This window comes from Rheinheimera sp. SA_1 (assembly GCF_001669775.1).
Lineage (GTDB): Bacteria > Pseudomonadota > Gammaproteobacteria > Enterobacterales > Alteromonadaceae > Pararheinheimera.
The window spans coordinates 18,811-41,796 of sequence record NZ_LXWK01000017.1 but is presented as its reverse complement, the minus strand read 5'-3'; the positions used below and the strand labels follow the sequence as shown (position 1 = coordinate 41,796).

Genomic DNA, 22,986 nt, shown 5'->3' with positions numbered 1-22,986 from the left:
CAAAGGCCCAATTTTTATGGTATCTATTTATAAATCAAAAGCTAAAGCTATTACCTCGCCGCAACATCCGGAGCTGGATATTGAGCGTTGGGACCAGGAAGCGCAGAGCATTGCCTATCACCAGGGAAAAATTTGTTTTGTCGAAGGCGCCTTGCCTGGCGAGCGGGTGAAGGTCAGAGTCACCGAGCAAAAAGCACACTATTTAAAAGCGCAAGTGACCAAAATTCTGCAAAGTTCGCCGCTTCGTATCGCACCACAATGTCGCTATTTTGGCACTTGTGGCGGTTGCCAGTTGCACTATATCAGTGCAGAGAACAGCCGCATCTTAAAGCAACAAGCGCTGGATCAGCAGTTACAGCACCAACTTAAACTTGAGAATTTGCCCTGGCAGCCGGTGCTTGCCGGGCCAGATGCCGGTTATCGGCGTAAAGCCAGAATTGGCGTTTGGTTTGAGAAAAAAACCAACAGTTTTACGGTAGGTTTTCGAAAAGCCGGTGGTAAAGAAATCACCGAAGTGACTGACTGCATGGTGTTAAGCCCGGTGATCGCGCCGGTATTCGCTGTGCTACAACAAACTTTACCTACTTTAAAGCAAGGCTCGGCCGTGACCCATGTTGAAGTGCTGGATGCCGACGGCCAGGCTTTTGTGGTGGTCCGGCACATCCGGCCGCTACCGGAGGCTGATCAGCAAAAACTGCAACAAGCCTGGCCAGAAGCTTGCTGGATTGGCGAAGCTGAGCCTGATCAATTCAGTGATTGGTCGGAGCTTGTTACAACTGCTTCGGCCAAAGCGCCACCACGCACGCCAACTTATCAGCTGGCCAATGGTCAAAAGTTAAGCTTCGCGCCCACCGATTTTATTCAGGTTAATGCGGTGGTGAACAAGGCGATGGTTGAGCAGGCGATTGCCTGGCTGGCACCTGCAAAAACCGATCAAATTCTTGATTTATATTGTGGAATAGGTAATTTCAGTTTGGCATTAGCCAAGCAAGCTGGCATGGTGGTAGGCTTGGAAGGTGTGGCGGCAATGGTGACAACGGCCAGCCAGAATGCCAGTGTTAATGGGCTGGATAACACCAGCTTCGCTCAGGTCGATTTGCATTTACCCTGGCCAAAAGCGGACTGGAATCAGCCAAAGTACCAAAAAGTATTGCTCGACCCGGCGCGGGCTGGTGCCTTGGGTGCGATTGATGAAGTGGCACGGTTAAAACCGGCACAGGTATTGTATGTGTCGTGTAACCCGACAACCTTTGCCCGTGATGCTAAAGTGTTATTGGCCAAGGGTTACCGGCTCGATAAGATCGGCATGATGGATATGTTTCCCTATACCAGTCATCTGGAATTGATGGCGTTATTTTCGCATACGAGGCAGTAAGTTATGGTCACGGTTCGGCATTCTCACAGTACTGAATACAACCCGGGCGAAACCACAGCCTGGCTCAGTTCGCTTGGTTTGCCGGAGAAAAAAATCAATTGTTTGCTCGAAGCCGAACAATGGTTGCAACAACATGCGCTGACCGAACAAACCTGCCCGCAAGTGCGTACCGGCTGGGAAATGGTGGAAATTCTGGCCGATTTGCGGATGGACAAAGACGCCTTAACCGCTGCTTTGTTATTTCCGCTGGTCGAAGCCGATGTCCTGACCTGTGACACCCTGACCAGTCAGTTTGATCCACCGGTATTGGTGATGTTGGCGGCCGTCAAACAAATGGAAGCGATCCGTACCATTCCGGTCGGCCCCAGCCAAACTCCTAATGCTCAGCAAGCCGACAATTTACGAAAAATGCTGCTGACCATGGTCGAAGATGTGCGGGCGGTGGTAATTAAACTGGCGGCGCAAATCTGTTATCTGCGGGATGTCAAAAACGCTGACGAAGAAACCAGGGTACTGGCGGCGAAGCAAACCAATGCTATTTTCGGCCCGTTGGCTAACCGACTTGGGATCGGCCAGCTGAAATGGGAGCTGGAAGATTTAGCTTTCCGGTACTTGCATCCACAAACCTATAAACAAATCGCCACCTTGCTCGAAGACAAACGCCTTGGCCGTGAACACTATATGCAGGAATTTGTCGACAGTGTCCTCAGTCGGATGAAAGACGAAAACCTGAAGGTTGAAGTGTACGGTCGACCGAAGCATATTTTCAGTATCTGGAAAAAGATGCAGAAAAAGCACCTGGCCTTTGACCAGCTCTACGATATTCGCGCCGTGCGCATCGTCACTGAAAAAGTACAGGATTGTTACGCCGTTCTCGGCATCGTACATACCTCATGGCAGCATTTGCCAAAAGAATTCGACGACTATATCGCCACGCCTAAGCAAAACGGTTATCAGTCGATCCATACCGTAGTGCTCGGCCCGCAAGGCCGGCCGATTGAAATTCAAATCCGTACCCGACAGATGCACGATGATGCAGAACTCGGGGTCGCGGCGCATTGGCGTTATAAAGAAGGTGGTCCGGCTGGCCGTGAAGGGGCGCTCGACGAAAAAATTGGCTGGCTGCGCAAAATTCTGGCCTGGCAGGAAGAGGTGGTCGATTCATCGTTGGCAGAAGAGCTGCGAAATCAGGTCACTGAAGACCGCGTTTATGTATTCACACCAAAAGGCGATATTGTCGATTTACCGCTTGGCTCCACGCCACTCGATTTTGCTTATTATGTGCATTCCAATGTCGGCCACCGTTGTATTGGTGCGAAAATCTCCGGCCGCATCGTGCCTTTTACCTATCAGCTGAAAACCGGCGATCAGGTAGAAATTCTGACTGGCCGTGAGCCCAATCCAAGCCGGGATTGGTTAAACCCGAATCAGGGTTATTTAAAATCCAGTCGTGCCCGCTCTAAAGTGCAATATTGGTTCCGGTTGCAGGATCGCGATAAAAACTATGCCGCTGGGAAAGAGTTATTGGATACCGAATTGCACCGGCTGAATTTGTTGCTGGATCAACCGGTGAAAGTTATCCATCGGTTTAATGTCAATTCGATGGAAGAATTGCTGGTTGGCATTGGCGGCGGTGAGATTAAAGTCACCCAAGTCGTGCATTACATCCAAAGCCAGTACGCCAAAGCCGAACCGCCGGAAATTGATCCTAGGCTTATTACCAAACCGATGGCGCCGGCTCCGGCGAAAAGCCATGTGGTGGTGCAGGGCGTTGGTAATCTGATGACGCATATGGCGGGTTGCTGTCAGCCGTTACCGGGTGACGCCATTGTTGGTTATATCACCCAAGGCCGCGGTATTGCGGTACACCGTGATGACTGTGACCAGTTTAAAAATCTGCAGGAGCAACATCCGGAGCGGGTGGTCGAAGCGACCTGGGGCGACCAATATGCCTCTGGCTACGAAGTGACGATTCGCATCGTGGCGCACGACCGTAACGGATTACTTCGTGATATCACCAGTATTCTGGCCAATGAAAAAGCCAATGTGCTGCGGATGAGCAGTAATTCCGATGTCGCGCGCCAAACCGCCATTATCAATATGACGCTGGAACTATATAACCTGGATTCACTGAATAAATTGCTGACCAAAGTCAGTCTGATTGATGATGTGATTGAGGCGAAGCGTTCGCATTAAGTAGTGTGGGGTCAGAGTCAATTGTTAACAGAAATCTGTTAACAATTGACTCTGACCCCATGTCTAAACTCTCAACCCGCGGATCTAAATCAATGTCTTCTATCGATCAACTTCTCACCATTATGGCGACTTTACGCCACCCACAGCAGGGCTGCGCCTGGGACAAAGCCCAGACTTTTCAGACTATAGTGCCATACACCATCGAAGAAGCTTATGAAGTAGCTGACGCCATTGAACGGGGTGATTTGGACGATTTAAAAGACGAGCTCGGCGATTTATTGTTCCAGGTGGTGTTTTACAGTCAGATGGCCTTTGAGCAAGGCCGGTTTGAATTTAATGACTGTGTGGCGGCCATTTGCGACAAGTTAACCCGGCGTCACCCGCATATTTTTGCTGCTGGGACTGAAGTTGAAGGCTCTGAAGCAAACGGCTCTGAAACAACAGCAACTGCGACAAATAGCGCGGTTGCTGACGCCCAAAGCGCTTTGCAAAACTGGGAAGCGCTGAAAAGTACCGAACGTAAAAAATCCGGTTTAGACAGTGTATTGGATAACGTGCCTGCTAGCTTACCGGCGCTCAGCCGGGCTTATAAACTACAAAAACGCTGCGCCAGTGTCGGTTTTGACTGGCCATCGGTGGATGGTTGCTGGGATAAAGTGAAAGAAGAAATTCTGGAAGTCGAGCAAACAGCGCCGGGCTCAGACGAGCTTGCCGATGAACTCGGCGATTTAATGTTTGCGCTGGTGAACGTAGTGCGAAAACATGGTCTGGAGCCGGAAGGGATCTTGCGCCAGGCCAATGCCAAATTTGAGCGAAGGTTTCGCAGTGTCGAGCAGCAGCTTGCGGGCAGCACCACGCCGGTAGGCTCAGCAAACCTGGAACAAATGGAAGCTGCCTGGCAACAGGCCAAAGCCTTCGAAAAGTCAGGCCGGGATTAAATGCTGTATTGCAGGACTTAACACGCCACGGCTTCGTTTTCTCTCTGATCACAACAAGGAGAACTGATGACTCAACGTCATTTGCTGTATTGCTGGGAGCTCGGGCAAGGTTATGGTCATGTGCTTAATTTTCGCCGATTGGCCGTCAAGTTGCTGCAACAAGGCTGGAAAGTCAGTTGTATCGTCAGTAATGTCACAACGGCGCGGCAAATGCTTTTTGAAATTACTGACATCGTGCCTGCGCCAGCGGTGCAAAAAAAACATCGGTTTAACCCAACCCGTAACCTGGCGGAGATTTTGTACAACAATGGCTTTCATGATGTAACTGAAATCGAGCGTCGGGTTGGATTGTGGCAAACGCTGCTACAACAATTTCAGCCTGATGTAGTGGTGTTAGATCATGCGCCTACGGCATTAATTGCGACTTTAATGGCCGGCGTTCCTCATGCTATTTTGGGTACGGGTTTTTTTCTGCCTCCTGATCTGACACCGCTACCCGATTTACAAGCTGATCCCAATCCGGCCAGCGACGCAGAACTTTTGCTGTTATCTAGTGTTAATCAACTGATGCGTCAAGCCGGTTTGACCGAGTTTTCCCGTTTTAGTCAGCTGTTTTATCAGGCGAAGGAGCATTTTCTCTGCACCTTCGCTGAATTTGATCATTACCGGGTACGTCCGGATGCCGCCTATTGGGGTTCAGCCTTCGATATTGAACAGGGTGTCAGACCGCAATGGCCAGTGATGGCAAAGCAGCGTATTTTTGCCTATCTGCATGCTGATTATCCGGCAATTCTGCTATTGCTGACGCAGTTAAATTTACTGAGCGATTCAGTATTGGTGCATGTGGGAAGGAAGCATCAACTACAGCCAGCACAGTTTCCAAATTTGATTTGGAGTCCAGCGCCTGTGAAGATGGCTGATGTCGCAACGCAGGCCGATTTAGTGATTTGCCATGCCGGCCACGGTACTTTATCGGCGATGTTGTTGGCCGGTCGCCCGTTGTTGTTATTGCCAAAACAACTGGAGCAACTAGTGTTGTCGGTGCGCCTGTGTGAGCAGCATCTGGCGTATTTTATCCCGCCAGGTGGCGAATTACAGTTGATCCCCAGCGTCATCGACAAAATCTACCGCGATCAAAAATTACATCAGGCTATTGCCAGTTTTCAGCATCGTTATCATGGGTTTGATTTGGGTGAACAAGCACAGGGCATGCTGGATGCCCTGGCTGATATTTTTGCAGATGAACCCAGTGGTTAAGACTGTTGTTTGCGACGGCGAAATGCCAGTCCAGCCAGACCTAAACCGGCCAGCGCGAGTGTACCCGGTGCAGCAATCACCTCACGTTGTGGTGTGATGTTCTGATTATTAAAAGCGACGGGTGTACCGCTAAAGCTATTTGGATCCCCAAACTGGGCGTAGGTATCACCGCTGAAGTTCAGATAACCGTAGCTGCCATAACCGCCATAACCATAACCGTTACAATCTTCTTCCAGTTCTGAAAATCCGGCAGGGGAACCGTAGCCGTTACAGCTGGCGGCGTGATTACCCGCGACAAAAGTTTTGATGCTGTAGCTCAGTGTCAGAGACTGGCCACTGCCGAGTAACCCAAGACCCAGGTTGCCGGAGTATTCCGGCCAGCTGAAGTAGTTGTTGCCTTCAGAATAAGCAGCCAGCGACACACCGCTGCCGCTGCCAACCGAACCTGATGCCAGATCCGTAGTTAACGTAAATGAGCTTTGCCACAAGGCGGTATTATTCACCGAAATCTCAACTTCATAACCCGCCATCGAGTATTCCAGTGCAGTGTTAAAACTGAAGTTATACGCCGACAACGAGCCAAAGTTGATGGCAAAGTTGTAGTTGTAGTCCTGATCAAAGGCTGAATCGTTTTGCAGATCTACCGTTTGAGTGACCACTGAATAGTGGGTGAAATAAGAACCCTGACCACCAGAGCGGGAATACATCCAGCCATAGTCATTACCGGCAGCTGCACCACGGGTGTTCGGATCCTGACCATAACTGTTGTAATCCAGATACACGCTGGAGCTTGCCGGATCGCTATGGGTGGAACTATTGATTAAGGGAGTCGTCTGGCCAATGGCATACCCTGACTCAGTGATAATGTTGTAATTTAATAATGTTGCATAAGAAGTATTGAGATTGACGCCTAAGATCGTCGCAATCACAAGACTAAGCTTTTTCGGGTGAAAGTTGATTTTCGACACCAAGTGAGGACTCCAATATGGACTTCAGGCTTTTACCTCCAGCATAATCAATGCCATGCAGTTTTTGCGATAAATCCTATTGATTTATAATGTGTTCCTTATTTAGTTTTATTTAAAGTGTAAAATATACTGACACGCTCTGATCAGCGATTTTGGATAATAGCCAGCTACCGCCACTTCGTGGCCAGTTATCTGCTATCCAATTGCAGCCTGGAGTAAAACCTTTCGATTGAGCCTTGGCGGCAGCTTTGCTATACTTTCCGCCCGTCCTGATATCAAATCTGTAATTCCCAAGCTAGGTAGTGATTATTCACCGCTAAGCTATTGAATTGCGAAAAGTCGATATCCAAAAACTCAACGTGCCTCAGGGGTCTCATGACTACAAGATACATCTTCGTGACGGGTGGGGTTGTCTCATCTTTAGGTAAAGGTATTGCTGCAGCCTCGCTGGCGGCAATTTTAGAAGCACGTGGCCTGAAGGTAACAATCCTGAAACTGGATCCGTATATCAACGTTGATCCGGGCACCATGAGCCCAATTCAGCACGGTGAAGTTTATGTCACCGAAGACGGTGCTGAAACTGACCTCGATTTAGGCCATTACGAGCGGTTTATCCGCACCAAAATGACCAAACTGAATAACTTCACCCAAGGCAAAATTTACTCGGAAGTATTACGCCGGGAACGCCGGGGTGATTATTTAGGAGCCACCATTCAGGTCATTCCACATATTACCAATGAAATCAAAGCGCGCGTTGTCAGCGGCGCTGAAGGTTATGACATTGCCATCGTCGAAATCGGTGGCACTGTTGGTGATATCGAGTCCTTGCCATTTTTAGAAGCAATTCGCCAGCTCGGCACCGAAATTGGCCGCGAACGCGCACTGTTTATGCATTTAACCTTAGTGCCATATTTAGGCACTGCAGGCGAAATCAAAACCAAACCAACCCAACATTCAGTGAAAGAGCTGCGCTCGATTGGTATTCAGCCGGATATCCTGATTTGCCGTTCTGATCGCACTATTCCGACCAACGAAAAAGCCAAAATCGCTTTATTCACCAACGTGGAAGAGCGGGCAGTGATTTCGCTGAAAGACGTCTCCAGCATTTATCAAATTCCGGCCTTGTTAAAATCACAAAGCCTGGACGATTTAGTGGTTCGCCGTTTCCATCTTGATTGCCCGCAAGCCGATTTGGCCGAATGGGAACAGGTGTTGTATCAAGAAAGCAATCCAACCGGCGAAGTCACCATTGGTATGGTCGGTAAGTACGTTGAATTAAAAGACGCATACAAGTCAGTCAACGAAGCGCTGAACCATGCCGGTCTGAAAAACCGCTTAACGGTCACCATCAAATACATCGACTCGCAAGATGTTGAAACCAAAGGGCCCGGCATTCTGGCAGGCCTGGATGGCATTCTGGTACCTGGTGGTTTCGGCGAGCGTGGCATTGAAGGCAAAATTATTGCTGCCAAATACGCCCGTGAAAGCAAAATTCCATACCTTGGCATCTGCTTAGGCATGCAAGTCGCACTCATTGAGTTTGCCCGTAATGTGGCAGGCATGAAAGATGCGCATTCAACTGAGTTTAACAAGAACACGCCTTACCCGGTGGTTGGTTTGATCACCGAATGGCTGGACAGTGCAGGTCAGGTCGAATTACGTTCCGACGATTCCGACTTAGGCGGTACCATGCGTCTGGGTAGCCAAAACTGTAACCTCAAGGCCAATACCAAAGCCCGCGAAATTTATGGTGCAGACGTCATTAGTGAACGTCACCGCCATCGGTATGAAGTGAATAATCACCTCATCCCGCAACTTGAAGAGGCTGGCCTGATAATTTCTGGTTTATCTGCGGATAATCAGCTCGTGGAAATGATTGAACTACCGAACCACCCTTGGTTTGTGGCCGGGCAATTCCATCCGGAATTTAACTCGACGCCACGCGACGGTCATCCGTTGTTCCAGGGGTTTGTCGCAGCAGCATATAAATATCAGAAGCAACAAACGACCAAATAACAGGAAAAGCCATGCCGGTCGGCATGGCTTTTTTGCTTTGGTCTACAGGGGAATACAATGTCTGAAATTATCAATATCGTCGCCCGTGAAATCCTTGACTCACGCGGTAATCCAACGGTTGAAGCCGATGTGTTTTTGAAAAGTGGCGTGATGGGCCGGGGTTGCGCACCCTCAGGCGCCTCAACCGGCACCCGTGAAGCGTTAGAGCTGCGTGATGGCGATAAAAGCCGTTATTTAGGCAAAGGCGTCCGTACTGCTGTTGCCAATATCGATGGCCCGATTAAAGCGGCGTTGGTTGGTAAATCTGCTTACGAGCAAGCCAACATCGACCAGATCATGATTGACTTGGACGGCACTGAATCTAAATCAAATTTGGGCGCCAACGCTATTTTAGCCGTGTCTTTAGCTGTGGCGCGTGCTGCAGCTGCTGATAAAAAAATCCCGTTGTATCAGCACATTGCTGACTTAAATGGCACCCCTGGTGTGTATTCGATGCCAGTGCCGATGATGAACATCATCAACGGCGGCGAGCACGCTGACAACAACGTCGACATCCAGGAATTTATGGTGCAGCCAGTCGGCGCCAAAACTTTCGCTGAAGCATTGCGGATGGGCGCTGAGATTTTCCACCAGCTGAAAAAAGAACTGCATGCGCAAGGCTTAAATACAGCCGTGGGTGATGAAGGTGGTTTTGCCCCGGATTTAAAATCAAACGAAGAAGCATTAACTGTTATTTCTAAAGCCGTCACTGCCGCCGGTTACGAGCTGAACAAAGACATCACTTTAGCTTTAGACTGCGCTGCATCAGAGTTTTACCACGACGGTAAATACAAACTGACCGGCGAAGGCAAAGAATTCACGTCCTATGAATTCAACGACTTCCTGGCTGGCCTTGCCGATAAATTCCCAATCATCTCAATTGAAGATGGTCTGGATGAATCAGATTGGGATGGCTGGAAAGATCTGACCAATAAAATCGGCAGCAAAGTGCAACTGGTGGGTGATGACTTGTTCGTGACCAACACCAAAATTCTGACCCGTGGTATTGAGCAGGGTATCGGTAACTCGATTCTGATCAAGTTCAACCAGATTGGTTCGCTGACTGAAACTTTAGCTGCAATCAAAATGGCGAAAGATGCTGGTTTCACTGCAGTTATTTCTCACCGTTCAGGCGAAACTGAAGACGCGTTTATTGCTGATTTAGCAGTAGGTACTGCTGCTGGTCAAATTAAAACCGGTTCTTTATGCCGTTCAGATCGCGTGTCAAAGTACAACCAGTTACTGCGGATTGAGCAGGAACTGGGCGCCAAAGCGCCGTACCGTGGCCGGGTAGAAATCAAAGGCCAATAAGCCTTTTTGCTGGTTTGTTAACTGTGGGGTCAGAGTCAATTGTTAACGGAAAAATGTTAACAATTGACTCTGACCCCACAGTTAACATCTGTCGATTCACCATGGATCGCTTTGACAGTGTCTGGAAAACAGCTAACATCGGCGCATGAGTACGCAAAACGAACTCTGGTTGAGTCCGGAGCATCAACAGACTTACACTGAGCTGTGCAACACTTTGTACGAGCGAGAGTTATTACGTCTGTCACAGACACCGCCCGAACAGCTTTTGCTGTTGACCAAACGATTGGCCAGCTTGCCATTTTACGTACGTGAAGCCGCATCGCTGATTTTAAAGCACCCGTCGCCACTGACTCTCGACAGCCAGAATGCCTGTTGGTTACATAGCCAAAGCAAGGTTTGTCCGGTGCCGCATGTTGATGAATCCGAAAGTATTTTCAGTTATTACCATAAGTACGCCAAACTTGGCTTTTTAGTGCCGGTGTACATCAAAGACCCTCAGCAAAATCAGCTTGAACAAATCCGTCTTGATTCAATTGATGAAATTGACCCTGAAGGCCAGCGTATTCATTGTAATGAACATGGCTGGTTTGCAATGGCGGGTTGGCCGCAAGAGCCGGACAATCAGCAAAAGCTGCTGCTAAAACCGGGGAAAGCGGTGATGGTGGCGGTCTGTTGTGGGCATCAGTGGCGCAATCAGGAACGCAAATTACCTCGTTTATTAAGCCTGCGCGAAATGTTGTTGGCGAGCCGGTTGAACTGGCAGAACTTCGGCAAACCCCATCCGGCGAAAAAAGACCTGCGATAACGGCGAGCACGGCCTGCCAAGCGCAATATTTCTGCCTGTCACCAGCTAAATTGCGCCTTTGAGGGCTTTTCAGCAGCGGTTTGACCCTTCATAATAAAGCTCATTCCAACCGTTCAGGTGCTGTATGCGCATTTTAGTACTGATCCTGCTGATTATCTGTGGTGCTTTGCAATACCGGCTTTGGCTCGGTCAGCACAGCGTCAAAGAATATCTGCAGCATAAAGAAGAGCTGAAAACGCATCAGGCTAGTAATCTGGAACTGGAAAAACGCAATAAGATGCTGCAGGCCGATGTTGCCGATTTACAACAAGGCCTCGATTCCATTGAAGAGCGTGCCCGCAACGAGCTGGGCTTAATCAAACAAGACGAAGTATTTTTCCGATTAATCACCGCCCAAGGTAAAAAATGAAGATTGCGGTGGTAATCCCTGCCGCTGGCATCGGGCAACGGATGCAGGCCGACCGGCCGAAGCAATATCTGCAACTCGCTGGCAAAACCATTCTTGAACATACGGTTGGTCGGCTATTACAACTGCCGCAACTTGGCCAGATCTGGCTGGCATTGTCTGCTGACGATCCTTATTTTGAAGCCACTTCTTTAGTACACCAAGCAAAAGTAACGCGAGTACTTGGCGGTGCTGAACGCGCCAATTCAGTCCTCAACGCTTTAGCTGTGATTGATGCGGAACAATTTCCCTGGGTGATGGTGCATGACGCAGCACGTCCGCTGGTACACTTTGTCGATATTGAAAACTTATTGCAGCAATGCTTTTCAAAACAAACCGGCGGTATTCTGGCGACCTTAGTTCGCGACACCATGAAACGTGGGGATGGCGCATCGCCACTTTTCAAAGTTGACCATACGGTTTCGCGTCAGCAGTTATGGCACGCCCTAACACCGCAACTTTTTCCAACTGCATTATTACGTGACTGCTTAACTCAGGCATTGGCCGCAGGCGTTGCGATCACAGACGAAGCTTCAGCACTGGAATGGGCCGGACATCCGGTGCTGTTAGTGCCGGGGCGCGCTGACAATATTAAAATTACCCAGCCAGAAGATTTAGCCCTGGCTCGTTTTTATCTGGAGCAACAATGACCCCTTTTCGGATTGGCCACGGTTTTGATGTGCACGCTTTTGGCGGAGCAGGCCCGATCACCTTAGGTGGTGTCAAAATAGCCTATGACCAAGGTTTACTGGCACACTCCGATGGTGATGTGGTGTTGCATGCCGTATCGGACGCGCTGTTAGGCGCGGTGGCACTAGGGGATATTGGCCATCATTTCCCGGACACCGATGCTGCTTTTAAAGGCATCGACAGCCGGATTTTATTGCGCAAAGTGTTTGCTGATGTTTTAGCGCTGGGTTATCAGCTGGGGAATCTCGACGTGACCATTATGGCGCAGGCACCAAAAATGGCGCCGCATATCAATGCGATGCGTGAAGTGCTTTCCGCAGATTTACAGGCTGACCTATCGCAAGTGAATGTCAAAGCTACCACCACTGAAAAGCTCGGTTTTGTTGGGCGTAAAGAAGGGATTGCGGTGGAAGCTGTGGTGTTATTGGTGAAAGCGCAATGACCGGGCAGACCATGACCGGGCATTCAGAAATGTTGCCAGCGCAGCCAACTGAATTAACAGGTGCGCCGCAAGCCGAAGTAGCAACCGATGCACCACAAACCAGTCGCGCTGAAGCGCCAGCATTTCCGCCTTTAGCCTATTTATATGGCGAGCCACAAGCCACCGCCAATCTGCGCACCCAAGCCGATGATTTTATTGTCGATGAAGAGCTCAGTTTCACCCCAACCGGCCATGGCGAACATCTGTTATTACTGGTCGAAAAAATCGGTCAGAACACCCAGTATGTGGCGAAGCAAATTGCCGCTGCCGCCGGTTTAAAAGCTCGGTTGGTCAGTTACGCTGGCCTCAAAGACCGCCATGCAGTGACAAGACAATGGTTTTGTTTGCCGGTGCCGATTAAGCAAGAGCTGCTTTATCAGGACTGGAATATCGAAGGGGTGCGGATTCTGCAAACCGTGCGTCATCAACGCCGGTTAAAATTAGGTTCGATTAAACAAAACCATTTTCAGTTAAAACTTCGTAACGTCAGTGACAAAGCAGAATTGGAAGCAAAACTGCAGCTCATTTTGCAAGGCGTCCCGAATTATTATGGCGAACAACGCTTCGGCCATTTTGGTGGCAACCTCCAGCTAGCTGCGCGGTTATTTGCCGGTGAAAGTATTCCGGATCGACAACTGCGTGGTTTAGCTTTATCAGCCAGCCGCTCGATGTTGTTTAATCAACAGGTGTCGGCGCGGGTGCGTGAGCAATTGTTTTTAACTTTATTACCGGGTGCCGTGGTGCAGCTGGACGGCTCGGGTTCGGTATTTTCGGTGCCGGAACTCACCGACGAAATATCGCAGCGCTTACAGGAACAGGATTTACATCCAACGGCCATTTTGCCAGGCATTGGCAAAGTACTGGAAACCGGCGCTGCACTTGACTGGCAATTGCAGCAGTTGGCGCCTTATCAACATTGGGTGCAGGCGCTCTGTGATCTCAACGTCAATACCGAACGGCGTTCCTGCCGACTGGTGCCAAAAGCGCTGAGTTATCAGTGGCAAGATGATACACTCGCGCTGCAGTTTGCGTTGCCGAGCGGGTGTTTTGCGACATCGGTGTTGCGTGAGTTGGTTAAATATCAGGATCTTGGCCGCGAACAAGTTATGTTGGAGTGTTAAATGCGGATATTATTAAGTAATGATGATGGGGTCTATGCCAAAGGTATTATGGTGTTGCACCAGGCTTTAACGTCGATTGCCGAGGTGACCACTGTGGGCCCGGATCGTAATTGTAGTGGCGCCAGCAACTCATTAACTTTATTAAACCCGCTGCGAACCCAACGTCTCGACAATGGCTTTATTGCGGTGAACGGCACGCCGACCGACTGCGTCCATTTAGCGATCAGTCAGTTGTGTACGCAAGCGCCAGATTTAGTGGTTGCGGGTATCAATCACGGTGCCAATATGGGCGATGACGTGTTGTATTCAGGGACCGTTGCTGCCGCCACTGAAGGCCGTCATCTCGGGTTACCAGCCATCGCAGTATCTCTGGCCGGGCATACCGACGAGCATTTTGAAACTGCTGCTTATGTCACCTTACAGGTGATTAAAAAACTCAAATCACACCCGTTACCGGCCGACCAAATTCTGAATATTAATGTACCGTCCATTCCTATCGACGAGCTTAAAGGCATTCAGGTCACAAGGCTGGGTCGACGGCACAAAGCTGAAACCATGACCAGCACCACCGACCCTTGGGGACGTTCGATTTATTGGTACGGCTCGCTTGGACCCGAACTTGATGGCGGCGAAGGCACTGACTTTTATGCAGTCGCCAACGGTTACGCATCCATTACGCCATTACATATTGATATGACCGCTTATCGCAGCATTGAACCGCTGCGTGACTGGCTCAGCGGCATTGAGCTCTGATGATGGCGGTGGCAACTCCTCGCAGCGCAGCGCTGCTGGCCCAAAAACTTCAGCAGGACGGTATCCGTCACGCCAAAGTTCTGGACGCTATTGCGCAGATCCCAAGGCATTTGTTTGTCGAATTGGTATTGGCGCATAAAGCTTATGAAAATACCGCGTTACCCATAGGTCAGGGGCAAACCATTTCCCAGCCATATATAGTCGCGCGGATGACTGAGTTATTGCTGGACCCGCTGGATGTGGAAAACTGGAAACCGCAAAAGGTGCTGGAAATTGGCACCGGCTCTGGTTATCAAACAGCCATTCTGGCTCGGTTGTTCGGCCAAATTTGTACCGTGGAACGGATTAAAACCCTACAGTTTCAGGCGAAACGTCGATTGCAACAGCTTGATTTACATAACGTCTCGATGAAGCACGGTGACGGCTGGCTCGGGTGGGCCACCAAAGCACCTTTTGATTGCATTATTGTCACCGCTGCGCCGACACAAGTGCCGGAAGCCTTATTACAGCAACTGGCCGATGGCGGCAGGCTGGTGATCCCGGTCGGCAGTCAGGAGCAGGTGCTCAGGGTTTATACCCGAAACGGCGAAGAATTTTCGCAAAAAGATGTTGAAGCGGTTCGGTTTGTACCACTGGTACCCGGCGAGCTTGCATGATTTTTTTTAAAGTATGTAGAGGTTAATGTTTTGAAGATTTTTCAATGGATGTATGACAAAGCGTTGACCTGGGCCAAGCATCGTCATGCTGAACGTTATTTAATGGGATTGAGTTTTACCGAATCGGTTATTTTCCCGATACCACCTGATGTGATGCTGGCGCCGATGGCATTGGCTCATCCGGAAAAAGCCTGGCGTTATGCCACAGTCACCACGCTGGCTTCAGTGCTGGGTGGTATTTGCGGTTACCTGCTGGGCTGGTTGTTGTATGAACCTGTGGTATTGCCGTTTATTCAATATATGGGCTATCAGGAAACATTTGCCCTGGTTGAACGTTGGTTCACCCAATACGGTGTCTGGGTAGTGTTTGTGGCTGGCTTTTCACCCATTCCTTATAAACTATTTACCGTTGGTGCTGGTTTGATGCATATGGCGTTTTTACCTTTTGTCATTGCATCATTTATTGGGCGCGCCAGCCGGTTTTTCCTGGTGGCGGGTTTAATGTACTGGGGCGGTGAAAAAATGCAGCAAAAGCTGCGGGATATCGTGGACTGGCTTGGCTGGGGCACGGTCGCGCTCGGCGGGGTGTTGTATTACATCTATGGCTAATTGGGTTTTTCCGCAACATGGTCTGGCATCGTGCTTGGCGCTTTGCCTGCTGCTGCAGGGCTGTTCCAGCAGTCAGGGGCCAGCACCGGTCAGCAATTCACAAAGCCGCTATGGGCTAAAGGGCAGTTTGCAGGCTGAAACCTATCAGGTTAAAAAAGGCGATACCTTGTTTTCGATCGCTTTTCGCGCTGGTATGGATTACCGCAATCTGGCACGGCTGAACCGGATTGCAGAGCCTTATACTATTTATGTTGGTCAGGTGTTAGTAACAGGTAAAGACAATGGCTACAAAACTGCGGTGCGGGGCCCGGTTTTAACCGACCGTTCAGCAAATAAGAATTATTCAAATCCTGTAAAATCAAAGACTCCATTAAATTCCTCTAAAGTAGTTGCGCGGCAAAATCAAACGCGTTATGGTCAGAATCAACAGGTCACAGAACCTGAAAAAACCGACAAGAGTACCAGTAATGGGAACGTATCGCAATGGTTGTGGCCGGTAAAAGGCCCGATTTTAGCGAAATTTTCGCACCAGGAGCATGGTAATAAAGGCCTGGACATTGGTGGTGCTGTTGGGACTCCGATCAAAGCTGCGGCAGCAGGCCAGGTAGTTTATGCCGGCAATGCCCTTCGCGGTTATGGCAATCTGGTGATTATCAAGCACAACGATGATTTCCTAAGCGCCTATGCTCACAACCATCGATTATTGGTCAAAGAGCGTGATTCGGTGTCAGCTGGTCAACTCATTGCAGAAATGGGCAACACTGATGCAGATCGCGTTCAGCTGCACTTTGAAATTCGTTTTCGTGGCCAATCCGTTGATCCGCTCAAATACCTAAAATAACACACAAGCTCATAACGAAAAGAAAGGATTTCTGGCAGTTAGGTGTAACTACCTTGGTAGGTTGGGAGATGGATATGGGACATAAAGAAGAAGATGAAGTCGTTGATTTTAAAGAAGCTGATTTAACGGAAGATGCAGTATCGCTGGACGATGAAGGCGCCGAGCCGGATTTGGAAGCGCTGGCCGTTGATGAAGAAGCCACCACAGAAGACGTTTTCACCCGCGACGATAGTGCGCGAGCGATGGACGCCACACAGATTTACCTCGGTGAGATTGGTTTTTCACCTTTGCTCTCCGCTGAAGAAGAAGTCTATTTTTCTCGCTTATCACTGAAAGGTGATCAGGCTGCCCGCAAACGGATGATTGAAAGTAACTTACGGTTGGTGGTGAAAATCGCCCGGCGTTACATCAATCGTGGTCTCGCCTTGCTCGATTTAATTGAAGAAGGCAACCTTGGCCTCATCCGCGCCGTGGAAAAATTTGACCCGGAACGTGGGTTTCGCTTTTCAACTTATGCCACCTGGTGGATCCGCCAGACCATTGAACGCGCCATTATGAATCAGACCCGGACCATCCGGTTGCCGATCCACGTGGTGAAAGAGTTGAATATTTACCTGCGAGCGGCACGTGAATTGTCACAACGCCTGGACCATGAACCAACGCCGGAAGAAATTGCCGCTGCATTGGACAGGCCGGTTGAAGAAGTTCGCAAAATGTTGAAACTGAACGAAAAAATCACCTCAGTGGATACGCCGGTTGCTGGTTCTTCCGAAAAACAGCTGCTGGACATTCTGGCAGATGAAAAAGAACTGGGCCCGGAAACCGAACTGCAAGATGCCGATATTCGTCAGCATTTGGTTTTATGGCTCGAAGAGCTCAATCCCAAACAACGTGAAGTATTGGCGCGCCGTTTTGGCTTGCTTGGATACGAGCCATCGACACTGGAAGATGTTGGCCGCGAAATTGGATTAACCCGCGAGCGGGTCAGACAAATTCAGGTCGAAGCACTGCGCCGGTTACGGGAAATAGTGACGCATCAGGGTTTGAATATCGAGACTCTTTTTCAAGAGTAAGTTTTTAGGTATAAAATTTAAGTTTTTAGAATGCCAGTCACCTAATGCCAGTCACGAAGAGTGGCTGGCATTTTTTATGGAGTCGCGACCACTTCTATGATTTGTTGCTGCTAAACCAAATCTCAAAACAGCTTTGCTGATCGTCAGTGCTGGCCAAGCGGTAGGGTAGACCGTGGCGTTGCAACACTTCGCGGACAAACACCAGCCCAATGCCCTGACCGCCTTTTTTGGTGGTAAAAAAGGGCGTAAACAACTGGCCGCCTTCGACATCCCGCAATAAATCACCGGAATCAGTGACCGACAACAACCAGCTTGATGACTGTGGCAATAAAGTCAGCAGCACTTTCGCCGGCCGAGTTGGCTGCTGTAGTAAGCCGGTTTCAGCTGCTTCCAGCGCGTTTTTAACAATATTGAGTACGGCCTGGCTAAATAAGGCCGGATCCAGCAGCAACCACACCGGATTTGCAGATAACTGCCATTGCAGCTGCACACCACGGCTTTGGGCGTTGTCGCGGCATAAATACATCACATCGCTGAGTAAAACCACCAAATCAGTGGGTTGTAGCTCAGCGGCCGGCATTTTAACAACCTGACTACAGCGGTCAATAAACTGCCCCAGGCTATGGTTGCGCTTTTGCACCGCTGCGATGGCAACGGCAAAATCCTGTTGATCGTCCGCTTTTAACTGCTGCTGGTAATTGCTGACCGATTGCAACACTGAACCTGTCACGGCCACTGTGTTATTCACTTCATGCGCAATCACCCGCACCAATTTATCAAAGGTCGATTTCTCGGAGCTGTGCAGCTCTGCCGTCAGCTCTTCAATCAGCAAAAAACGCCTGCTAAAACCACGGTCGATAAACTGGCTACACTGGCAGCGAAACCGCCGCCCTTCACTGTCGCTGCATAAGCTGCTTTGATTGGGTAATAACTGCTGCAACTGCGGCAGCAAACTGTGCACTCGTTGTTGGTCGATGGCGCTGAACTGCGGGAAAAATGGGGCATCACCGTCAATCCAGTCACAGAGTGGCCGGTTTAACGGATCGGCAAGCCCCAGCAATTGCCGGGCGCTGGCGTTCAGTAAACTAAGCCGATCGTCAAAATCAAACACTAGCACCGCCACCGGTGATGCTTCCAGCAACTGATCCAGCAGTCCTTGTTGCTCACCAATCCGCAGTCGCTCTTGCTGCAATCTTGCCAGTAAATCGTTGTAACATTGCACCAGTGACTGCAGTTGTGGATCGCTGTTGGCGTGCAGCCGATGGTTGTAACTTTGTTCTGACAGCAATTGCTGGAAACATTCGGTGTAGCGTAGCGGTTGTAAACTTTGCCGGCACAAATGCCAGCACAGCCAAAAACTACCGGCCAGCAGCAGTTCCAGCGCCAGCATCAACAGCGGTTGTTGCTGAAACAAACTGACAGTGCCGAGGAACAGCACCCCATGCAACAGCAGCAAATAACTGCGTAGACGATATTCGGTTTTCATTAAAGTAGCACCTGGTTCAAGGCTCGTCCCGTGGCACGCTCAGCTGGTGTTTTTCCAGGCGGCGGTATAAAGCCGTGCGGCTAAGCCCAAGCTGTTTTGCCACCCGGCTCAGGTTGCCCTGAAATTGCGCCAGCGCTTGTTCAATCAGTTGCTTTTCCACTTCATCCAAGGTGCGACCATGCATGGCAGCGGCGCCGCCGGTAGGGGCTGGCTCTGACATCGCGCTGATAAAATCTTGTTGATCCAGTTGCTGTTTATCGCCTTCGGCACTGGCCAGCAATAAAGTCCGTTCCAGCGTTTGCTTCAGCTGCCGGATATTGCCTGGCCAGGGCTGGGCGTACAGCCAATCGCTGGCGCCTTGGGTTAATTGTACGCCGGGCAGCTGATAGTCGCGGGCTAATTGCAGCAACAACGCTTTGGCCAGCAGCGGAATATCCGAGCGGCGTTCGCGCAGGGGCGGTAGCCGGATACAAATCAGATTCAGCCGGTACAATAAATCTTCGCGAAACAGACCGTTTGCCACCAACTGGCTTAAATCCTGATTGGTGGCGCTGATCAGCCGAAAATCCGCCTGCTCGCTCTGGCTGGCGCCGACCGGCTGATACCGTTGATCTTGCAGCACGCGTAGTAATTTCACCTGATCGGTTTTTTGCAGTTCGCCAATTTCATCCAAAAATAAAGTGCCTTGGCTGGCGCTGGCGATATGGCCAGCCCGATTGACCTTGGCGTCGGTAAAAGCACCACGGACATGGCCGAACATTTCACTTTCAAATAACGATGAGGTGATAGCGCCCATATTCACTTTGACCAGCGGTTGTTGCTGCCGGGGGCTATTGCGATGTATCGCATCGGCAATAAGCTCTTTGCCGGTACCACTTTCGCCGTAAATCAGCACCGGCGCTTTGGTACGAGCGACCCTGGCAATGGTTGCCAGTTGGCGGACAAATTCCGGATGTTCACCAATCAGCGCGCTAAAGTCATATTGGCTGTCGAGCTGCGCGCGACCGGTAAGTGGCGCACTGACCGGTGTGGCTAATTCAAGGGTGGTTTGAAATAGCTCCAGCAGTTGCTGATTGTCCCACGGTTTGGTAAAAAAGTCGGCCGCGCCTAGCTTCATGCCACGAACAGCCAACGCAATCGAGCCCCAGGCGGTCATCAGCAACACCGGTAGCAACGGCCAGTGTTGTCTGATTTGCTCCAAAAGCGCCAAGCCTTCTTCGCCACTGGTTTGCAGCGAAAAATTCATATCCTGCACCACCAATTGCACCGGATGCTGCGCCAGTAATGCCAGCGCACTATCCGCATCGTCGGCCAGTAAAGTGCGGTAACCGGCTTGTTTTAATAGCAGCGCCAACGAGATTTGCACCGCAGGATCATCTTCTACTATCAGCACCAAAGGGCGCGACACGGGCTGCATCAGTCAGGTTTCCCGGTTAAAGTGAGTACAGGCAGCCTCTGCCGGCAGTGATGGTTATTCATAATGCAAAGCCTCGGTCGGCGTTAAACGGCTGGCGCGCCAGGCCGGATATAATGCACAGATCAACGATAACAAACAAATGATCAAGGTGGCGACCAGGCTTGCCATCAAAAATAGCGGCCAGTTCAGGTGTTCACCCAACACACCGGTCAGCGGCAACTGCACCAGCAATACCAGCGCAATGCTGACCGCCAGTAAATTCAGCAGCAATTGTTCAGCAATGATTTGCCAGTAAATGTTTCCGGCGGTGGCGCCAATGGCCCGGCGCAAACCAAGTTCCGGAATGCGCAGACTGGTATGTTGCCACAACACGCCAAATAATCCGAACGCCACCATCGATAACAAAAAAGCGCTTAACACTGCCAAAATAAACAGCGGGATCATCTGCGTGCGCAGCATTGATTGGCGTTTTTGGGTCAAAGGTTCCATGTTATACCGCCAGTCGCTGCGCACTTGTTTTAGCTGTTGCAGCAACTGCTGTTCAATGGCCCGATCGGTACCCGGTGCCAGTTGTAGTAGCAAAATAGCCGGCACACTTTGTTCGGATAATCTGGTAATCACGGTCGGCGCCACTGCCATCAGTTCGCCCTGAGTGCGCAGCGCTTGTACCAGTCCGATAACCTGATAACTGGTGCTGCTACTGGTCGCGTCATCGCGCAGCAATTGGCCAATCGGATCAATGCCCGGAAACAAAGTATCCGCCAGCCGTTGGTCAATCACCACCGGTTGATGGGCGGCGCCATTGTCGGTTTGGTTGAAGCTACGACCGGCAATCAGTGGTAGTTCGGCGGCGGCGAAAAAGTCATCGCTGACCGAAATCTGGTCAACACCCAGACTTTGCCCGGTGTCGGCGCGCTGCAGTAGGGTGGTTTGCCGCGACAAATCATACAATGGCAAATCGGTGAAGCTGACTTGCTGCATCGCCGGAATTTGTTTTAAAGCTCTTTGATACTGCGCCATCAGCGGCTCGGTATTGCTGGCTGTGGTAGCTGTTTGGGTCAGTTCATCGTGGTCTTGTCCTTCAATCGACACCAGCCAGCGCGCTTGATGGCTGAGGCCCGTCGGCAATTGAAACAGCTGATAATAACGGCCCGCTGCAGCGCAAAGCGCAAACACCACTAAAAAGGCCAGTAAAATTTCCAGGCTCAGTAGCAAATGGCGTGATTTACGTTGCCACACCAGTTTAAAAATATGATGGATCATCGACGCGCTCCTTTTAAGGCGTGAACCGGGTCCAGTTTAGCGATGCGCCAGGCTGGGATAATGCCGCTGAGCAGCCCGAAAACCATACTTATCACCATACCTAGGGCAAACACCGTCAGATTAATTTCCACTTGCAAGTAGGGGATGACGCCGGACTGTTCAATCAATTCCAGCGTACCGGCGGCCATGGCTAAACCGAGCAGACCACCGACACAACATAACAGTAAATTTTCGACCAGAAATTGCCCGATTAGCTGTTGTCGACTGGCGCCAAACGCTTTGCGTACACCAATTTCCGTGCTGCGTTCCATCATCCGGCCGGTGTTCAGATTGACCAGATTCAGTGCCGGTAACAGCATAAACAACAACATCAGTAAGCTAATCAACAGCAATAAACTGGCAGCACCGGATTCAGGCTCTGTCTGATTCTGCAGTAACATCCGGGCAAAAAACTCTAGTTTGCTGTCCGCCCAGATTTTTGCTTCCTGCCACTTCAACGGGTCGTCAAACTTAAAACCAGCGACGGCGGTGGCGAGCTCCTGGCGTAGCGCCGGAAAATCGGCGGCAGAGCGGGCGAGGATCAACGCCGAAAAATTGCCCCATAGCTGATGCTGATAATCGCTGGAGGGATAAGTGCTGACGGGTGCCCACATATCGGCAAACGAATTCAGTTGCAGCACATCGGCGACCACCCCTATCACGGTAAATTGCTGACCACCCACATTGAGTTGCTGGCCAACAGCGCTTTGTTTACCAAACAGTTGGGTGGCGGTGCTTTGATTCAGCACCAACACAAACCGCCCGGCAGCAACATCTTCAGCTGTAGGGACACGGCCATCGAGCACCTCAAAATCCAGAATTTGCCAATATGCCGCATCGGCGCGGCGCAGCAATAAATCGGTGATCCGGCCTTGCTGATACACCGAAGCACTTTCCGGCATACTGACTGCAGCCACCAATTCGGCCGATGGCAAAGGTTTGATGTAATCGGTAATCACTTTATAACCCAGCGGGCCGTGCCGGAAATTACCCTTTTCCTCGTTCAGCGACACCATGGTGACAATTTGCAACATCCGCGGACTTTTGCCCTCGACGCCGGTCGGCGCAAAGGTATTTTCCAGTAACGCCGTCAGCACCAATAACACCAATAAAGTCAGACTGATACATAGCAAATTGATGACTGTAAATAACTTACGTTGCAGGGCAATTCGCCAGGCAATTAACAGATAATTTTTCAGCATTGGAG

Annotated in this window: 21 protein-coding genes; 16 read left to right on the top strand and 5 right to left on the bottom strand. The window is 50.2% G+C overall.

What is annotated here, in order from left to right; genetic code table 11:
• Window positions 1-16 precede the first annotated feature (16 nt).
• From rlmD to A5320_RS15775, 4 genes are all read left to right on the top strand, one after another.
• Window positions 17-1,375: a 23S rRNA (uracil(1939)-C(5))-methyltransferase RlmD gene (rlmD, locus tag A5320_RS15790; RefSeq protein WP_068066979.1), complete on the top strand. Its 1,359-nt coding sequence runs from the start codon at window positions 17-19 to the stop codon at window positions 1,373-1,375.
• Between the two features lie 3 nt (window positions 1,376-1,378).
• On the top strand, window positions 1,379-3,571 hold the full coding sequence (gene relA / locus A5320_RS15785) for a GTP diphosphokinase (RefSeq protein WP_068066976.1): 2,193 nt from the start codon (window positions 1,379-1,381) through the stop codon (window positions 3,569-3,571).
• Between the two features lie 92 nt (window positions 3,572-3,663).
• Window positions 3,664-4,509, top strand: a complete 846-nt coding sequence (gene mazG, locus A5320_RS15780; protein ID WP_068066975.1) for a nucleoside triphosphate pyrophosphohydrolase — start codon at window positions 3,664-3,666, stop codon at window positions 4,507-4,509.
• A gap of 66 nt (window positions 4,510-4,575) precedes the next feature.
• Entirely contained in the window at window positions 4,576-5,766 is a 1,191-nt protein-coding gene (locus A5320_RS15775) for a glycosyltransferase (protein WP_068066969.1), read from the top strand.
• Here A5320_RS15775 and A5320_RS15770 read toward each other — a convergent pair.
• Complete coding sequence (locus tag A5320_RS15770; protein ID WP_157605958.1) at window positions 5,763-6,734, bottom strand: PEP-CTERM sorting domain-containing protein; 972 nt, start codon at window positions 6,732-6,734, stop codon at window positions 5,763-5,765. The two genes, A5320_RS15775 and A5320_RS15770, sit on opposite strands and share 4 nt — an antisense overlap.
• Window positions 6,735-7,109: 375 nt before the next feature.
• Between A5320_RS15770 and A5320_RS15765 the strand changes: the two genes are divergently transcribed.
• From A5320_RS15765 to rpoS, 12 genes are all read left to right on the top strand, one after another.
• Window positions 7,110-8,750, top strand: coding sequence for a CTP synthase (locus tag A5320_RS15765; protein WP_068066964.1), 1,641 nt, complete (start codon window positions 7,110-7,112; stop codon window positions 8,748-8,750).
• A gap of 57 nt (window positions 8,751-8,807) precedes the next feature.
• The gene (gene eno / locus A5320_RS15760; protein WP_068066958.1) at window positions 8,808-10,100 is read left to right on the top strand and encodes a phosphopyruvate hydratase; all 1,293 of its coding nucleotides are present in this window, start codon (window positions 8,808-8,810) and stop codon (window positions 10,098-10,100) included.
• Window positions 10,101-10,245: 145 nt separating this feature from the next.
• Window positions 10,246-10,905 (top strand): hypothetical protein, encoded by a 660-nt coding sequence (locus A5320_RS15755; RefSeq protein WP_068066954.1) that lies wholly within the window; start codon window positions 10,246-10,248, stop codon window positions 10,903-10,905.
• A gap of 124 nt (window positions 10,906-11,029) precedes the next feature.
• On the top strand, window positions 11,030-11,314 hold the full coding sequence (ftsB, locus tag A5320_RS15750) for a cell division protein FtsB (protein WP_068066952.1): 285 nt from the start codon (window positions 11,030-11,032) through the stop codon (window positions 11,312-11,314).
• A complete protein-coding gene (gene ispD / locus A5320_RS15745; protein WP_068066947.1) occupies window positions 11,311-12,000 on the top strand; it encodes a 2-C-methyl-D-erythritol 4-phosphate cytidylyltransferase in 690 nt (229 codons plus the stop codon). The genes ftsB and ispD overlap by 4 nt, the downstream gene beginning before the upstream one ends.
• Entirely contained in the window at window positions 11,997-12,482 is a 486-nt protein-coding gene (ispF, locus tag A5320_RS15740) for a 2-C-methyl-D-erythritol 2,4-cyclodiphosphate synthase (RefSeq protein WP_068066944.1), read from the top strand. Before ispD ends, ispF begins: the two co-directional genes overlap by 4 nt.
• Complete coding sequence (truD, locus tag A5320_RS15735; protein ID WP_231916749.1) at window positions 12,479-13,642, top strand: tRNA pseudouridine(13) synthase TruD; 1,164 nt, start codon at window positions 12,479-12,481, stop codon at window positions 13,640-13,642. The genes ispF and truD overlap by 4 nt, the downstream gene beginning before the upstream one ends.
• Window positions 13,643-14,395, top strand: a complete 753-nt coding sequence (gene surE, locus A5320_RS15730) for a 5'/3'-nucleotidase SurE (protein WP_068066939.1) — start codon at window positions 13,643-13,645, stop codon at window positions 14,393-14,395.
• A 2-nt stretch (window positions 14,396-14,397) separates the two neighbouring features.
• Complete coding sequence (locus A5320_RS15725) at window positions 14,398-15,051, top strand: protein-L-isoaspartate(D-aspartate) O-methyltransferase (protein ID WP_068068089.1); 654 nt, start codon at window positions 14,398-14,400, stop codon at window positions 15,049-15,051.
• Window positions 15,052-15,081: 30 nt separating this feature from the next.
• Complete coding sequence (locus A5320_RS15720; RefSeq protein ID WP_068066936.1) at window positions 15,082-15,660, top strand: YqaA family protein; 579 nt, start codon at window positions 15,082-15,084, stop codon at window positions 15,658-15,660.
• Window positions 15,653-16,501 carry a peptidoglycan DD-metalloendopeptidase family protein gene (locus A5320_RS15715; RefSeq protein WP_068066935.1) on the top strand — a complete coding sequence of 283 codons (849 nt, stop codon included), beginning with the start codon at window positions 15,653-15,655 and terminating at the stop codon, window positions 16,499-16,501. Before A5320_RS15720 ends, A5320_RS15715 begins: the two co-directional genes overlap by 8 nt.
• Window positions 16,502-16,575: 74 nt before the next feature.
• Window positions 16,576-17,574: an RNA polymerase sigma factor RpoS gene (gene rpoS / locus A5320_RS15710; protein ID WP_082971859.1), complete on the top strand. Its 999-nt coding sequence runs from the start codon at window positions 16,576-16,578 to the stop codon at window positions 17,572-17,574.
• A gap of 94 nt (window positions 17,575-17,668) precedes the next feature.
• Here rpoS and A5320_RS15705 read toward each other — a convergent pair whose 3' ends face one another.
• Genes A5320_RS15705 through A5320_RS15690 form a run of 4 tightly spaced genes read right to left on the bottom strand, consistent with a single transcriptional unit; the run spans window position 17,669 to window position 22,981 of the window.
• Entirely contained in the window at window positions 17,669-19,060 is a 1,392-nt protein-coding gene (locus A5320_RS15705) for a sensor histidine kinase (RefSeq protein WP_068066934.1), read from the bottom strand.
• A gap of 16 nt (window positions 19,061-19,076) precedes the next feature.
• Window positions 19,077-20,477 carry a sigma-54-dependent transcriptional regulator gene (locus tag A5320_RS15700; RefSeq protein ID WP_197490152.1) on the bottom strand — a complete coding sequence of 467 codons (1,401 nt, stop codon included), beginning with the start codon at window positions 20,475-20,477 and terminating at the stop codon, window positions 19,077-19,079.
• 54 nt (window positions 20,478-20,531) lie between these two features.
• The gene (locus A5320_RS15695) at window positions 20,532-21,740 is read right to left on the bottom strand and encodes an ABC transporter permease (protein WP_068066933.1); all 1,209 of its coding nucleotides are present in this window, start codon (window positions 21,738-21,740) and stop codon (window positions 20,532-20,534) included.
• Complete coding sequence (locus tag A5320_RS15690) at window positions 21,737-22,981, bottom strand: ABC transporter permease (RefSeq protein WP_068066930.1); 1,245 nt, start codon at window positions 22,979-22,981, stop codon at window positions 21,737-21,739. The genes A5320_RS15695 and A5320_RS15690 overlap by 4 nt, the downstream gene beginning before the upstream one ends.
• Between the last annotated feature and the right edge of the window lie 5 nt (window positions 22,982-22,986).